This window comes from Streptomyces sp. NPDC046909, from assembly GCF_040644695.1.
Taxonomy (GTDB): Bacteria; Actinomycetota; Actinomycetes; order Streptomycetales; family Streptomycetaceae; genus Streptomyces.
In genome coordinates, this window is record NZ_JBEYXC010000010.1 from 58,534 (window position 1) to 72,480 (window position 13,947).

The 13,947-nt window shown below is 70.7% G+C and carries 17 protein-coding genes; 4 read left to right on the forward strand and 13 right to left on the reverse strand.

Going from position 1 to position 13,947, the window contains the following annotated elements; genetic code table 11:
• Positions 1–36: 36 nt before the first annotated feature.
• From ABZ928_RS30760 to ABZ928_RS30790, 7 genes are all read right to left on the reverse strand, one after another.
• The gene (locus ABZ928_RS30760; protein ID WP_361526014.1) at positions 37–1,227 is read right to left on the reverse strand and encodes a hypothetical protein; all 1,191 of its coding nucleotides are present in this window, start codon (positions 1,225–1,227) and stop codon (positions 37–39) included.
• On the reverse strand, positions 1,224–2,444 hold the full coding sequence (locus ABZ928_RS30765) for a hypothetical protein (protein ID WP_361526017.1): 1,221 nt from the start codon (positions 2,442–2,444) through the stop codon (positions 1,224–1,226). Before ABZ928_RS30765 ends, ABZ928_RS30760 begins: the two co-directional genes overlap by 4 nt.
• 63 nt (positions 2,445–2,507) lie before the next feature.
• Complete coding sequence (locus ABZ928_RS30770; RefSeq protein WP_361526019.1) at positions 2,508–3,701, reverse strand: hypothetical protein; 1,194 nt, start codon at positions 3,699–3,701, stop codon at positions 2,508–2,510.
• A 4-nt stretch (positions 3,702–3,705) separates the two neighbouring features.
• The gene (locus ABZ928_RS30775; protein WP_361526685.1) at positions 3,706–4,626 is read right to left on the reverse strand and encodes a phage tail protein; all 921 of its coding nucleotides are present in this window, start codon (positions 4,624–4,626) and stop codon (positions 3,706–3,708) included.
• A gap of 19 nt (positions 4,627–4,645) precedes the next feature.
• On the reverse strand, positions 4,646–5,920 hold the full coding sequence (locus ABZ928_RS30780) for a tape-measure protein (RefSeq protein WP_361526022.1): 1,275 nt from the start codon (positions 5,918–5,920) through the stop codon (positions 4,646–4,648).
• Positions 5,917–7,110 carry a phage tail protein gene (locus ABZ928_RS30785; RefSeq protein ID WP_361526025.1) on the reverse strand — a complete coding sequence of 398 codons (1,194 nt, stop codon included), beginning with the start codon at positions 7,108–7,110 and terminating at the stop codon, positions 5,917–5,919. Before ABZ928_RS30785 ends, ABZ928_RS30780 begins: the two co-directional genes overlap by 4 nt.
• A gap of 31 nt (positions 7,111–7,141) precedes the next feature.
• Positions 7,142–7,951, reverse strand: a complete 810-nt coding sequence (locus ABZ928_RS30790; RefSeq protein ID WP_361526028.1) for a hypothetical protein — start codon at positions 7,949–7,951, stop codon at positions 7,142–7,144.
• An 86-nt stretch (positions 7,952–8,037) separates the two neighbouring features.
• Here ABZ928_RS30790 and ABZ928_RS30795 point away from each other — a divergent pair, with 86 nt between their 5' ends.
• Entirely contained in the window at positions 8,038–8,466 is a 429-nt protein-coding gene (locus ABZ928_RS30795; protein ID WP_361526031.1) for a DUF3592 domain-containing protein, read from the forward strand.
• A gap of 75 nt (positions 8,467–8,541) precedes the next feature.
• On the opposite strand, the gene ABZ928_RS30800 is transcribed toward ABZ928_RS30795, so the two are convergent.
• Positions 8,542–8,754: a hypothetical protein gene (locus tag ABZ928_RS30800; RefSeq protein ID WP_361526034.1), complete on the reverse strand. Its 213-nt coding sequence runs from the start codon at positions 8,752–8,754 to the stop codon at positions 8,542–8,544.
• A 368-nt stretch (positions 8,755–9,122) separates the two neighbouring features.
• On the opposite strand from ABZ928_RS30800, the gene ABZ928_RS30805 reads away from it, so the two are divergent.
• Positions 9,123–9,899, forward strand: a complete 777-nt coding sequence (locus ABZ928_RS30805; protein WP_361526037.1) for a hypothetical protein — start codon at positions 9,123–9,125, stop codon at positions 9,897–9,899.
• A gap of 45 nt (positions 9,900–9,944) precedes the next feature.
• Here ABZ928_RS30805 and ABZ928_RS30810 read toward each other — a convergent pair whose 3' ends face one another.
• The 5 genes from ABZ928_RS30810 to ABZ928_RS30830 all read right to left on the reverse strand — a co-directional run bounded on the left by ABZ928_RS30810 (position 9,945) and on the right by ABZ928_RS30830 (position 12,622).
• Entirely contained in the window at positions 9,945–10,313 is a 369-nt protein-coding gene (locus ABZ928_RS30810; protein WP_361526688.1) for a hypothetical protein, read from the reverse strand.
• Between the two features lie 65 nt (positions 10,314–10,378).
• On the reverse strand, positions 10,379–10,669 hold the full coding sequence (locus ABZ928_RS30815; RefSeq protein WP_030618547.1) for a hypothetical protein: 291 nt from the start codon (positions 10,667–10,669) through the stop codon (positions 10,379–10,381).
• Between the two features lie 82 nt (positions 10,670–10,751).
• Complete coding sequence (locus ABZ928_RS30820) at positions 10,752–11,351, reverse strand: phage tail protein (protein ID WP_361526040.1); 600 nt, start codon at positions 11,349–11,351, stop codon at positions 10,752–10,754.
• Between the two features lie 140 nt (positions 11,352–11,491).
• Positions 11,492–11,905: a hypothetical protein gene (locus tag ABZ928_RS30825; RefSeq protein ID WP_361526042.1), complete on the reverse strand. Its 414-nt coding sequence runs from the start codon at positions 11,903–11,905 to the stop codon at positions 11,492–11,494.
• A gap of 237 nt (positions 11,906–12,142) precedes the next feature.
• A complete protein-coding gene (locus ABZ928_RS30830) occupies positions 12,143–12,622 on the reverse strand; it encodes a helix-turn-helix transcriptional regulator (protein ID WP_361526045.1) in 480 nt (159 codons plus the stop codon).
• Between the two features lie 246 nt (positions 12,623–12,868).
• On the opposite strand from ABZ928_RS30830, the gene ABZ928_RS30835 reads away from it, so the two are divergent.
• Together ABZ928_RS30835 and ABZ928_RS30840 are read left to right on the forward strand one after the other, a co-directional pair.
• On the forward strand, positions 12,869–13,186 hold the full coding sequence (locus ABZ928_RS30835; protein ID WP_361526048.1) for a WhiB family transcriptional regulator: 318 nt from the start codon (positions 12,869–12,871) through the stop codon (positions 13,184–13,186).
• Between the two features lie 130 nt (positions 13,187–13,316).
• On the forward strand, positions 13,317–13,925 hold the full coding sequence (locus ABZ928_RS30840) for a hypothetical protein (RefSeq protein ID WP_361526691.1): 609 nt from the start codon (positions 13,317–13,319) through the stop codon (positions 13,923–13,925).
• Positions 13,926–13,947: the final 22 nt, after the last annotated feature.

Sequence of the window (13,947 nt, forward strand, 5' to 3'; positions counted from 1 at the left end):
GAACTCCCTTTCCGAAGAGGTCGGTTTCCGAACAGGTCAGAAGGCCGGGTCGACGCGCAGGAAGATGTTGTCGTACCAGCAGGTCACGGCGGCGTCGTTCGAGCGGTGCAGGGCGGTCGCCGTGTAGCTCGTGCCGGCGGTGAGCGAGCCCACGCGGATCACCGAGGAGACGGAGGAGTAGACGGTGCCGCCGTGGGAGACGGCGTACTCGTCGTTCACGGCCAGGACGACCGTGCTGCCCGTGGTGACCTGCGGGGCCATGTACGCCGTGGCGGTGCTGCTGCTCTGGGTGAGCATGCGGGCGCCGAAGTGGAGGAGGACGGCGCCGGTGGTGGGGGCGGTGAAGGTGAGGGTGAGGGCGGTGACGGCGGTGTCGGTGAGGGCGGCCGTGTAGGTCGTGGACGTGGTGTAGCCGGCGTCCAGGGACTGGGCGAACGGCGACGGCGCGTTCGCCGACTGCCAGGCCGTGCCGTTCCAGCGCTGGAGGTAGCCGGTGGAGGTGTCGCGGTACTGGCCGGTGTACACGCCGGTGCTGACGACGCCCGCCGGGGCGATGCCGCCGACCGCCCTGGGGTACTTCTCCCACGCGGTGCCGCCCCAGCGTTCCAGGTAGCCCGCGTTGTCCTGGTACTGGCCGGGGTAACTGCCCGCCACCGTCGCGTTGTTGTAGACCGGCAGGATCCCGCCGGCCGCGACCAGCGTGGTGCGCACGTCGATGTTGTCGGTGGCCCAGGCGATGCCGCCGGTCCCCGCGCCGGCCCCCGCCCGCACGGTGACCTGGGCCAGGGGCAGCGCGAGCGAGGGTGTGGCGGGGACGGCCGGGGTGGCGGCCGGGGTGCCCTTGACGATCTCGACGGCGGCATCGGTGCGGCCGGAGCCGTCGTAGGCGTCGTCGTGGACCCGCAGTACGACCAGGTCGATCCGGGCGTACTGCGCGTCGCCGTCGGCGAACGTGATCGTGATGTCCTCGTCGAGGGCGACCGGGTAGGCGCCCTGGGCCGCCGTGCCCTGGATCACGGCCCGGCCCGTGGCCACGACGGCGTTCATCCCGCCGGTGACACCGCCCACGTAGAAGCCGCTCACCCGGTAGCGGGGGTCGTTGTGGCCCGGCAGGATCCCGGAGCGGGAGCCGAGCGGGCCGGTCGGGGTCGTGGCCCCCAGCGAGGCGAGGCGGGTGTCCTGGCGGGTCTGGCCGTTCGGGGAGAGCCATGCGGTGCGTACGGTCATGAGGAGGCCTCGTAGGTGCCGTGGATGGACAGGACGTCGCCCGCGGCCCAGGTGAAGGGCGCGGCCTTGTCCCAGATGGCGGTGCTGGCGCCGAGGGAGTCGCGGAGCGAGCGGACGATGCCGCCGTTGGCGGTCGCGAGTAGGCCGGAGCCCTGGTAGAGCAGTACGGCCGAGGAGTCGAAGGCCTCCGCGTTCAGGACCCGGCCGTCCAGCTTCCAGGCGGGCGTGGAGACCGGGGCGGCCGGCAGCGAGAACGTCCAGTTGGCGTTGGCGTCCTGCGCGGAGAGGTTGGTCGTCGAGCCGATCCTGAGATAGATCCGCACGTGGACGACCGTGCCCGTCTTGGCGTACGACCCGGCGAGCGTGCCGTCGCCGATGGTGGGCGCGGTGCCGTTCTCGGCGCCCCAGACCGGCGTGTAGTCGGTCCAGGCCGGCACCGGCTGGTAGGACACCCAGGACGTGCCGTTCCAGCGCTGGAGCACCCCGGCCGAGGAGTCGCGGTACTGCCCGGTGAAGCTCGCCGTGGTGACCGCGCCGGCCGGGGCGATGCCGCCCAGCGCGCTCGGGTACGCCACCCATGCCGAGCCGTCCCAGCGCTGGAGCGCGCCGCCCGAGTCGCGGTACTGGCCCGGGTAGGCGCCGTTGCCCGTCTCGCCGTACACCGGGAGGATGCCGCCGACCGCGACGGTGGGGGTGCGCAGGTCGGTGAGGGCCGTGCTCCAGTCGATGCCGCCCTTGCCGGCGCTGACCGCGGCACCGACCTTGACCTGGTAGATCGGCAGGCCGATGGCCGGGGCGGCGGGGGCGACCGGGGTGGCGGCCGGGGTGCCCTGGACGATCTCCAGGGCGGCCTTGGTCTGGCCGGAGTTGTCGTAGAGGGAGTCGTAGATCTTCAGTACGACGAGGTCGATCCGGGGGTTGGTGGCGTCGCCGTCCGCGAAGGTGAGGCCGGCCGGCTCGGAGAGCGTGACCGGGTAGGCGCCCTGGGTCGCGCCCGCCGCGATGACGGCGCGGCCCTCGTGGACGGTGGCCTTCATGGTTCCGGAGGTGCCGTCCATCCAGAAGCCGGACAGGCGGTAGAGGCCGTCGTAGGACCCGGGCAGGATGCCGGAGCGGACCTCCAGGGGGTTGGTCGGGGTGGTCGCGCCGAGCTGGGTCAGCCGGGTGTCCTCACGGGTCTGGCCGGTCTCGGCCACCCATGAGCCGCGCAGGTTCATCCGCTGGTCTCCTCTGTAGTCGTGCCGGTCGGGAACGCGGCCGTACGGCGGTGCCCGGGCCGGTCAGGAACGCAGCCATTCGGCGGTGAAGTTGGTGGCGTAGCCGGAGCCGCCGAGGGTGGTGATCGTGGAGCCCGAGTTCTGGAAGCCGTAGAGCGCGAGCTTGTCGCCGGCCGCGCACTTGAGCAGGGCGCCGCCGCCGACGGTGGTCGCGCCCGGCCCGGCGCCGACCAGCCAGGTGGCGCGCGGGACTCCGGAGCCGTTCTGGTAGATGCGGGCGCCGCGCGAGCCGGTGGTGGACTCCGTGAACCAGGTGACGGCGCCGGTGACCCGCCACCAGCCCGCACGGGGCACGGTGTAGGTGGTGGACCCGGACCAGCCGGTGACGTCGTCCACGTCGGTGGTGGTCAGGGTGATCTGGGTCCAGGTGCCGGTGGCCACGGACTGGGACGCGGTCTGCTCGACGCTCAGCAGGATCGTCGAGCGGCCCTCCGCGTACTGCCAGGCGCTGCCGTCCCAGCGCTGGAGCAGACCGCTCGCGTTCTCCTGGTACTGGCCGACGTAGCTTCCGGTGGAGAGGGCGCCGGTCGGGGCGATCCCGCCGACCGCCTTCGGGTAGGAGACCCAGGCGGTGCCGTCCCAGCGCTGGAGCGTGCCCGGGGTGTCCCGGTACTGGCCCGCGTAGGCGCCGTCGAAGCCGCTTGCCGGGACGATGCCGCCGAGCGCGGCGGTCGGATAGCGCAGGTTGGTGACCGCCGTGGACCAGGAGATACCGCCGTTGCCGGCCGAGGCGCCCGCGGGCACCGCGATCCGGTAGAGCGGCAGGGCGTTGCCGTTCGGCGTGTTGGGGACGACGGGGGTGGCGGCCGGGGTGCCCTTGACGAGCCGGAGCACCGCGGCCGTCGTACCCGTGCCGTCGTAGTCGTCGTCGAGTACGGCGAGTTCGACGAGGTCGATCCGGGCGTACTGGGCGTCGCCGTCCGGCACGGTGAGGGTCTCCGGGTCGGTCACCGCCACCGGGTAGGCGCCCTGGAGGATCCGGCCGCTCTGTATGAAGGCGCGGCCGGTGCCGATGGTGAAGCTCATCGTCCCGGTGGCGCCGGTCAGGGCGAAGCCGCCCGGGACGATGCCGCCGCGGCTCTTGAGCGGGACGTTCTCGGCCGCGCTCGCGTTGATGGTGAGCAGGCCGGAGAGGGTGAGCCGGGTGTCCTGGCGGGTCTGGCCGGTGGGGCTGAGCCAGGCTGCTGTCACGGTCATGCGATCACCACTCCGCTGAACGCCACCGGACGGCGAGCTGCGCGCCGGTGTCATAGGTGTCGGGACGGAAGGCCAGCTCCGCGCGGCCCGGTTCGAAGGCGAACAGCTCCTCGGGGCCGCTGTCCGCGGCCGCGGTGTGGCGGCGGGAGGCGGTGCCGTTGAGGGTGACGGTGCCGGCCGCGGTGTCCACGACCAGCTCGTCACCGGCCGCGAGCCCGATCTCGTAGCGCAGCCGTCGGCCCGAAGTGCGGTCCGTCACCGTGGGGTTGACGCACGGGCCGGTGAAGGTGAGCACCGGGTGGGTGGGCGCCGAACCGGTGTTGTCGGCGCCGACGTCACCGGTGGAGGCGGTCTGGCCCCAGTACAGCGGCCAGGTCAGCGGCCAGGTGAGGCCGCTCTCCGGCTGCGGCGCACCCGTGACGGCGGCCTGCTCGTCGACGGCGTAGCGGCGCGGGTCGGTGGCGTACCACTGCACGGACGCCTTGGAGACGCCCTGCGTGGTGTACGTCCGGTCCGCCGCGAGGACGCGCTGGCCGACCCGGGCCCGGACGGCCAGCGTCTCGCCGTGCAGCCGTACGGCGAGCCAGCGCTCCGTGTCGCCGAGCAGCAGCGCCTGGCGCAGCGCGCGGATCGCGGTGAGGGAGGAGGCGGTGTCGTCGGCCGGCGGTACGGTCCACACCGTGCCGCCGACCTTGCGGGGCTTGGCGTAGCGGGCGCCCGGCCAGGCGCCGTGCGCGGTCGGGTGGTCGGCGTCCGTGCTGTCGTACTCCGGCAGGTCCTCCCAGCCGGTCAGCCCGTCCCGGCCGATCTCGTACGGCGTGCCGGGGCCGAGCAGCAGTCCGGCCCACTGCATCTGCCCGTCGCGGGTGATGAGTGAGCCGGGGGGAACGTCGTCGGTGTACGCGGTTGTCGTGATCTCGGCCATCTCGGCCGTCACCTCACTCTCATGGGCGTGCGTGGGCCGCGGCGAGGAAGAGCAGGTCCTCGGCGGTGGCGTGGGCGCCGGCGCGCGCGTTCTCGTGGAACTCCTTGACGCGGTGGCGGTGTCGGTCCTGTGCCGCGGTCCGGCCGCGCCGGGCCAGGGCCCGCTGGCGCTCCAGCGCGGTGAGGGGCAGGACCTTGCCGGTCCGGGAGGTGGCGCCGGGGACCGCCACGCCACCCTCCGCGAGCATCGCGATCTTGTTCAGGTGGACGCCGAACTTCTTGCCGAGGATCGAGAAGCTGAGGCTGTTGAGCCCGTCGATCACCCAGTTCGCGAAGGCGATCAGCCCCTGGATCGGGCCCTTGACGACCCCGGCCACGGTCTGGGCGCCGGTGGTGACGAACTGCCCCATCGCGCGCAGGGTGCCGGAGGTTGCGTCCTTGATCCGGGTGAAGCCCCGGGGGATGTCCTGGGTGATCCAGGTGAGCACCGGCTTCACGGCGTTCTTGAACCCGCTCCAGATCGCCGCGACCCTGCCGCTCAGCGCCCGGGTGTCGCCGGTGGTGAGGGCCTTGAGGACGGCGAAGCCGGTGCCGATGAGGGTGCCGATGACGGTGAGGGCGGTGGTGATCAGGGTGAGGTAGCCGGTGACGTAGGTGTTCACCGCGCTCGCGATGACCTTGAGGACCGGGGTGAGGAGGGTCAGGTAGCCCCGCACGTACTGGAGGACCAGCGTGGCGAGCTGCTCCATCAGCCGCTGGCCGGTCTCCGAGTTCAGCGCGATGTCGAGCAGCCAGCCGGCCACCGGCAGGAGGAGGCCGGTGACGAAGCCGATCGGGTTGGCGCGGGTCAGGGCGTTGACGACGATCATCACGCCGGCGCCGATCGTCATGGCGGTGCCGTAGGCGTCGAGGAGGCCGCCGAAGACGCCGGAGGCGGCGATGAGCGCGCCGACGATCGCGAAGACACCGCCGAGCCCGTCCTTCAGCCTGCCGAGGGACTTCGTGGCGCTTCTGCCCCTGCCTCCGGCGGACTTGATGTCGGAGGCGGCGGCGGTGGCGGTCTGCCCGGCCTTGGTGACGGAGCGGGCGGCGGCGTCGGCGCTCGTCCTGAGCCGCTGGACGGCGGTGGCGCTCTGGCCGGTGGGGGCGGTGACACGGCCGAGGCCGGAGGCGGCGCCCTTGACGCGGTCGGTGAAGGAGCGCAGTCCGGCCTGGGACCGCTCGACCTTGCCGCGGAACGAGCGCAGGACGGGTACGGCCCCCAGGAACGGGTTGCGTACGACCGCGCTGCTCATCCGCGCGCCTTCGCCAGGAACATCAGCGCGTCGGCGGTGCGCTGGGGGCTGCTGGACTCGGCCGCGTAGTAGTGCTCGATGTGCAGGGCACCGCCGCCTTCGGAACCCTGGGCGTACGCCCTGCCCTTCGCGGCGGCCGACCTCAGCAGCCGGTCCAGCTTGCTGAGCGGCAGGACGGCCTCCGCCTCACCGGCCTCGGCGAGGAGCGCCGGGACACCGCCGGAGCGGGGCATGACGACACCGCCGGCCGCGAGGGCGGGGATCTTCGGGAGGCTCACGCCGAAGGTCTTGCCGCCGACCATCGGGACCCAGCCCGGGATGGAGACGTGGATGCCGTTGAGGGCGCCGATTGCGGAGTTGATGAGGCCGATGACCGCGTTGATCGGGCTCTTGACGGCGCTCTTGATGCCGTCGAAGGCGCGGCTCGCGATGCCCTTGAGGCCGCCCCAGATGCTGGAGAGCTTGTCCTTCACGGCCCGGAAGGCGTTGGGGATCGCGGACTTGACCCAGTTGACGACCGGCGAGATGACGGCCTTGATGCCCTTCCACACGCTGGAGACGACCGTCTTGATGGCCTTCAGCGCGGTGCTGATGACCTTCTTCCAGATGTTCACGTAGGTCTTGATGACGGTGGCGACGGCCTTGACGACCTTGGAGATCGCCGTCTTGATGCCGTTCCAGACCGACTTGATGAGCTTGCCCGCGCTCTTCATGATCGGCCCGATGGCCTTCATGACGCTGCTGATCACGGACTTGATGACCGTGAAGGCCTGCTTCAGGACCTTCTGCATGGTCTTCGAGTTGGCCACCATGTCGATGACCTTGTCGATGAGCGGCTGAAGCAGCTCCATGAGCATGCCGAAGAAGTTGCCCTTCATCGACTTGTTCATCTTGTCCTGGCCCTTGGCCGCCTTGCTCGCCCCGGACTCGTACTTCCCGAGGTTCTTGCCGGCGCTCGACCCTGTCTTGCCGGCCTTCGCGAGCGACTTCTCGGCCTGGTCGGACGCGGACTTGAGGTCCTTCAGCTCCTTGCCGGAACCGTCGGCGGCCGTTTTGAGGGCCTTCAGCTGACCGGCGCCCTTCTGACCGGCGCTGCCTATCCCCTTGGCCGCGGTCGCGGCGCCGGATGCCTTGGACTTGAAGTCCTGGAGGGAGCCGGATGCTGTCTTGAGGGAACGGACGAGACTCATTGCACACCTCCTTTCGGAGAGGTCGGGATCATCAGCCGGTGAGGGAGTCGGCGGTCCGCGTGGACGCGGCGGCCAGTTCCTCGAACAGCTTCTTGAGGCCTGAGGCGTTCCTCTGGACCGCGTCGGCGGCCTTGGCGATGTCCCTCAGCGTCTGGGCCTTGGGGAGTTTGCTGTCGCTGAAGGTGTTGAGCGTCGTGTCCAGGGTGCCGATGGCCGTGGCGACATCGGTGATGGCTTCCTTCGGACTCGGGGTCAGCTTGTTCTTCAGGTCCCCGATGGCCTTGGCGATCTTCTTGATCGCGCTCGCGGATTTCATGTCCGCGGTCGCCGAATTGAACTCCCGGATTTTCGGGGAGATTCCGGAGAGGGCGCTGTTGAGCTCGGCGATCAGTTCCCCGGTGAGGCCGTGCGGGTTGATGGAGACGGAGTTGAGGCTGTCCATCTGGACGCGGGTCATCTGCTGCGGAAGGCCGTTCTCGCCGATGGCGAGTACGCGTCCCGTCCGCTGCGGCTGGTCGTTGGGTCTGCCCACATTCAAGAGGGCTCTGGTGACCTTTTCGAGGCCCGCATTGAATATCTTTCCGAAGTCGAGCAGTTTCCCGAGCAAAAGGGCGGCGAGCGCGCCGAAAGCGAGCAGCAGCTTGCTGCCCCAGTTCTCGCCGTCCTTGATCGCGCTGAAGAGATCCTTCAGGCCGAGCGCCTCGAAGAGCGATTCGAAGAGGTTCTTGTCGGTCTCCGGGCCCTTTTTGATGGCGTTGACTATTTCGGTGGACTTGTCATCGAGCTGTTGCTTGGTGGCCGGTGAATTCGCTGGTGCGCCATCATCCTTGGGTATGGACATTGTGCCTCCAGGGCGGAACTGAGGGTTGACCGGGAGAGATGCCCGCTGATAATCTGCCCGCGCATTTTCCGTGAGAAGGGGTGGATATGAGTAATATGGCGGGTGTGGGATTTACTTTGGTGGGTCTGGGCGCGCTGATCTGCTTCCTCAATCTCACCGGGCTTCTGAAGTTCCTGAAACAGCGGAAACTGCAACGCCGAGGCGTCGAGGGGGAAGCTTTCTCGGAACGTCAGGAATGGATCCGCGAGGGACACCGCGTCTACTACCAGATCCGCCTTCCCGAGGATTCCGGCAGACGCCGGGCGCCTCGGTTCATAGAAGTGGGCGTGGAGCCGCGGGGGCCGGTGGGCACCACTGTGCCGGTGGTGTACGACCCGAGCAGGCCGAGTCGGGCCAAGACCGGAACGCTGGCGGACATCGATCTGTCCGAAGAGCGCGTCATGGTGATGTTCTTCTGGATTCCAGGGCTGGCCTGCGTGGCCGTGGGCGCGGCACTGGCGCTCGTTTTCTGGTGAAGCGGCCGGCGCCACGGTGACGGTCGGGCGGGGGCCGACGCGTCCCGCGGCGCTTCCGGGGGTGTGCTGGTGGGGCTACGGCCGGCGCTGACGGCCCAGGGGACCGCGTCCCGCCTCCGACAGCGCGTCCGTCCACCCCGCCGCGTAGGCGCGGGACTCGCGGGCGAGCAGCTCTTCGTACACCCGGTCGAGCAGGGCCTCGCGGCTGGGCGCGGGGGCGTGCAGGAGGTGGGCGAGGCGGGTGTAGGAGTCGATCGGCTGCTGCTGGTTGCTCGTGCCAGTCGCCATGTCTGTCGGCCTGCTTTCCGGTCTGTCCGCTGGGCTGGTGGTACAGATGGCGCTCCCGCGAGGGCGTTCGAAGCGTCTGTTCGAACTAGTGTACGAGTAGACCGGTGGTGTCGCTCCGTGTTTGCCGAAGACGCTGTGTGACGAGTCTTTGGATCAAGGTCTGGACCTGCGGAGATACCGGGGTGTGGTGGAGGTTGTGTCAGGTTCGTGGAGTACGATCCGGCCGTTCTCCCGTCGGTTAATCGAAAGTGAACGGCAAGGCCCGGCAAGGCATCCGAGGGCCTGCCGTACGACGGTGGACGGCGACCGGCAGCCGTCCTCGCGCGGGGGGCGCGCGATGGGGCAGGGACGAGAGCAAGGCCTACGGGGTGGACGGGGACGCGAGCAACGCGCGGCAACGGCATGTGATCGACTGGCTGGAACAGGCCCCCGATCTGCCGCATCTCATCGCCCGGCTCTCCGAGTTGGTGCTGCGCCTCGGTCACGAGCCCGAAGACCTGGTGATCCTTCCGCGCGCCGAGCTCGACCGGCGGGAGACCGCCGCCTACAGCGCCGGCTGGGCCGATGTGGTCGACGAGCAACTCCCCGCTGTTCGAAGGGCGTATGAACAGCGGATCACCGCCGCCTATCTGCAAGGGCAGGAGGACGCCCGCACCGGGCGCCGGCCGCGTCGGGCCCGTCGGGTCGAGGGGGAGCGGGAACGGGAGTCGGGGGGTGAGGTCATCGCGCTGCCTTACGTCCAACTCCTGCGGCCGCCCGATGAGTTGACGCGGGTAGAACAGCGGGGCGAGCGGGAGCGGTCCGTGGCGGACGGGCGGGCCGCCGACGGAACGGACGGTACGGAGACGGCCGCCGAGCCCCCGGCCGAGCCGTTGCTCTCCGCTCGCGATGTGCGGGAGAAGCGCGCCGCCCCGCCCGAACGGCGTCCGGTGGTGCGACGCAACGGGCGCCCCAGCGTGCCCCCGCTGAGGGAAGGCAAGGGACGCAGGGGCGACGCGGGGGACGCGCGGAGAGAGGAGCGGACCCGCCTCTCGGAGCGGGCCCGGGCCCTCGCGGACGAACTGGAGGGCCGGGCCCCCGGCCGACGCCGGGACGAACAGGCCGAGCAGGCCGAGCCGGCGGGGCCGGCGGGGCCGCAGGACTGAGCCCGCCGTGCAGCGCACTCGGCGAACTCGGCGCATCCGGCGTCCTCAGCCGAAGAACCGGGCCAACTGCACGGCGGACGGCGCCGATTCGGACGTGGGCGAGCCCGGAGCCGTAGCCGGGTCCGGGTCGCCGCTGTCCTCCCCCGTCGGCGGTTCCTCGTCGTCGTACGACGGACGCGGCACCGGCGCGGGAGGGTCCGGCTGGTCGCCCTCCTCCGAATTGACGCAGGCGAACATCCAGTTGGCGGCCGCCAGATGGTCCACGGCGGCGGCGAGGAGGTGGTCGGAGACCGACCACTCCGCGGCCTCGCCGTGCAGCTCCCGGTTCAGGGCGCTGTCGCGCGGAAGGTGCTTGACGAGGACCGCGAGTCGCCGTGCGGACAGCGTCTCGCGGTGCCAGTCGAGCAGGTCGATGCCGTAATAGCGGAGCAGGTCCGCTTCGAGGGCCTCGGCGTGTTCGTCGACGAACCCGACGAGGCTCAGCCTTCCCCCAGGCCGAGCCCGGTCTCCTTGCCGTAGGCCTCCAGGATGGCGGCGATGTCCTGCATGGTGATCTCGTGCTGCTCGAAGCGGGCGAACTGCTTCTCGCCCAGGAGCAGTTGGAGCAGCCCGTCCACGTCGTTGTCGTCGAGCTTGCGCAGCGCCTTCGCGGTCGCCCGGGTCAGCTCCGTGGGCAGGGTGTAGCTCTCCTCGTCGAGCTCGAACGACCAGGTGCGGCCGAGGGCCTCCAGGCGCTGGGCGCGGGCCGCGTTGACGTCGAAACGGGTCATGGATGCTCCTTGTGCGGTGGTGGGGAGGGGTGGAACGGGGCCGGGGTGGGGCGGGCGGGGGCGCCTGCCCCACCCCGGCGGGTCAGGCAGCCGCGTACGCGCTGTCCTTCATCACGAAGCTGGCCAGCGCCGAACCGTCGGCGGCGGCCATCGCCGTGTAGGTGATGCCGAGCTGGGCCGGGGACTTGCGGGCCAGCTTGATGTCGTCCGCCGCGGTGACCTGGCCGCGCGGGATGCCGAAGCGGTAGGTGACGGCGGTGCCGTCGCTCGCCTTGACGTCCGTGAACTCCAGGCCGAGGGCGCGTACGTCGGCGTACGGGCGGTCGGCGATGTCGTACTTGTAGACACCGGTCGAGCCGGTCACCGCGTCCACCGTGCCGCCGCCCATGAAGAACGGCAGCGTGTCCTCGTTGAACTGCAGCAGCGAGAACTTCAGGGTCAGGTCGCGGTCCGAGTACACGAAGTGCACCGGGCTGACGGCCTGCCACACGTCGACCGGCTCCAGCTTGTCCTTCTTGGAGAAGGTGACGCCGTCACCGGAGGTGAAGCCGAGGTTCTTCCAGCTCGCCCAGTCGGTGGCGGTGTCGGAGGAGAAGGTCGTCGGCACCTTGGTGTCGGCGGTGGCGACGTAGAGGCGGCCTACGCCGGCGATGCGGATCTCGGAGGAGTTGGTTCCTGCCATGGTGGTTGTTCTCCTTGTTCACAGGGGTGGGTGTGGTGCCGCACCCGGGTGTTCCGTCGTCCGGGTACGACGAAGGCCCCGCCGGGGTGGCGGGGCCTTCGGTCTCTGGGGGCGCGGGGCGCCGGGCGGTGGAGCGTCCGTCAGTAGACGTCCACGTACAGCTTCAGTACGGTGACGTAGCGGTTGGCCGCGGAGTAGAGGTAGTCGGGCAGCCAGCGCGGGCCGTCCTGTTCCTCCACCTCCGTCACGAGGTTCGTGCCGTAGCGGTTGTTCGCCATCGCCAGTACGGCCTGGCGGGCGTCGTTGGCCAGGAGGTGCGCGGCGTGCTTCGTCGGGCCGTACACCTCCAGCTCGATCAGCGGCTGGTCGACGTGGAGTTCGCCGACCCAGGCGCCGCCGCGGCGGTTGACGAGGACGGCGGCGGCGGTGCCGTCGAAGCCGGACGGTGCCTGTACGTCGACGATCGCGCCGGAAAGTCTTGAGTCGTCCCCCAGAACGTCGACGACCATCGCCTCGACGTCGGGGAAGGTGCTCGGTGGGGTGGGTGTGGTCATGCCGGGTCACCTCGGGTGCAGCGTTGTATGCAGCGTTGGGTGGGTTGCGGTGAGTGGGCGCAGCTCCGCCGCTGCAACAACTGTGACATGAGAGCGTGCGCGCACGCAACTAAATCCGGAGACCCGTGTGGGGGGAGGGGGAGGGGAGGCAGGTCACCCGTCGGCCCACGGGTGTCCTCCAGGGTGCGTCCGCCGAAGCGGAGGGGTGTCGAGCGAGGGGTGTCGAGCGGAGAGGGGTCAGTCGATCGTCGCGGCCGCGTCCGCCAGGGGGCGGGGGTCCTCGTGGCCGTGCTCCAGCGGCGGTACGTCGTTCGGCAGGAACTGCTCCACCACGCGGACGAACATCTCCCTGCGGTCGGCCGGCACGCCCAGCAGGTCCGCGACCTCCTCCAGGGTGGGGCGGCGGCCGAACTCCGCGTTGGGCGTCGGGGCGGTCAACTGGCCGCCGGGGTCGGTCAGTTCCTCGGCGGTCAGGCGGCCGGAGCGGATGAGCATGTCGCGGACCGGCACTCCCAGAACGCGGGCGAGCCGTCGGGTGGTCTCGAGGTCCGGCATGCTCTGGCGCTGGAGCAGGCGGGTGACGGCGGCGCGGTGAACTCCCGCCTCGTCCGCGATGCGTGACTTGCCGCCGCCGCGTGGGCTGTCGATGTCGTAGCCGCGGTCGCGCATCAGGTCCTCGACCCAAGCGGCGAACGCGTCCAGATCCTGGCTGGTCATCTGAGGGCTCGCTTCCTTTGGAGTGCGGCAAGTTTAGCTTGCTTGCGCGCACGGAATTACGTGCTCTCGCGCAAGTACCTAGGAAAGTTCGACGCCGAGCTGGGAGTTTTCGTGAAGGCGGGGCCCGGATTGCCCCGATCTCCCGAAAGGTTCCCTGGCATATTCGTTGCGAGCGCGCGCGCAATCTGTAAGTCTGGATGGCGCTTGCTTCACATCCGCCCCACCGGAGTCACATCGGGAGGTCCCATGTCCGTCACCGGCTCGTGCCCGCCACCGGAACGCACGGAACCCAGAGAAGCCGTCGCCTGGCAGTCCGCGGCCGCCTGCGCCGGTCTGCCGCCCCGGGTCGTCTTCTCGAAGAAGGTCAAGGAAGCCGCCCCGGCCCTGCGGGCTTGCGCCGGCTGCCCGGTACGAAGTGCCTGCGAGCAGGCCGTCGCGCCCGCTGACAACTGGTTCGACGGGGTCTGCGGAGGACGCCTGTGGCGCCGGGGCCGCCCGGTGGAGATCCCCGCCCATCTCCTCCCGGTGACGCTGAGCGCGCCGCGCGGAGGCGACGTTGCCTGACCAGTCACCGCCGCCTGACCGTCGTACGACCACAGACAAGGCACTCCCGACCGACAGCACCGCCCCGACCGACAGTGCCGCCTCGACCGACAGTGCCGCCTCGACCGACAGTGCTGCCCTCTGGATCGGCATGCTCCTCCAGCAGTTCCCCGAGCTCTCCACCGAACTCGCCCCCGGCCGGACGACACCGGCCCACCGCCCCGCCACCCCGCCGGCCCCCGCCGGCCTCGCCGAGCGCCTCCGTGAGGAGCGCGCCGAGGCCCTGCTGCTCCAGCAGGCGCACGGACTCGTCGCCCCCGGGTACGGTGCGGCGCCCCTGCGGCTGCACATCTCCGACACCATCCGGGACATCACCGACGGTGTGGTCGAGCTGGAGGAGGCGGTGCGCGACCGGCTCGGGCTGGGGCGGGCCCGCCGTGCGACCGTGCCGCAGCGGCTGCGCCGGATCGCCGCGCTGCTCGACGAGGTCGCCGCCGACGCCGTACTCGCCGCCCATGTGCGGGACGAGACCCGGCGGATGGCACGGCGGTGCGCCCGTGCGCTGGGGGACACCGAGACCGTCGTACGGGTGTCGGGCCGCTGCCCCTGGTGCGACTCCGTCTCGCTGCGGGCCTTCCCGGACCGCGCGGCCGTGCTGTGCGTCAACCCCGCCTGCCGTTGCTCGGCGCCGGACTGCGGCTGCCACGACGACCCGGCCTACCGGCACGCCTGGAACGAGGGGGAGTGGAGCCACCGATGAGAGCCGCACCGATGAGAGGCGT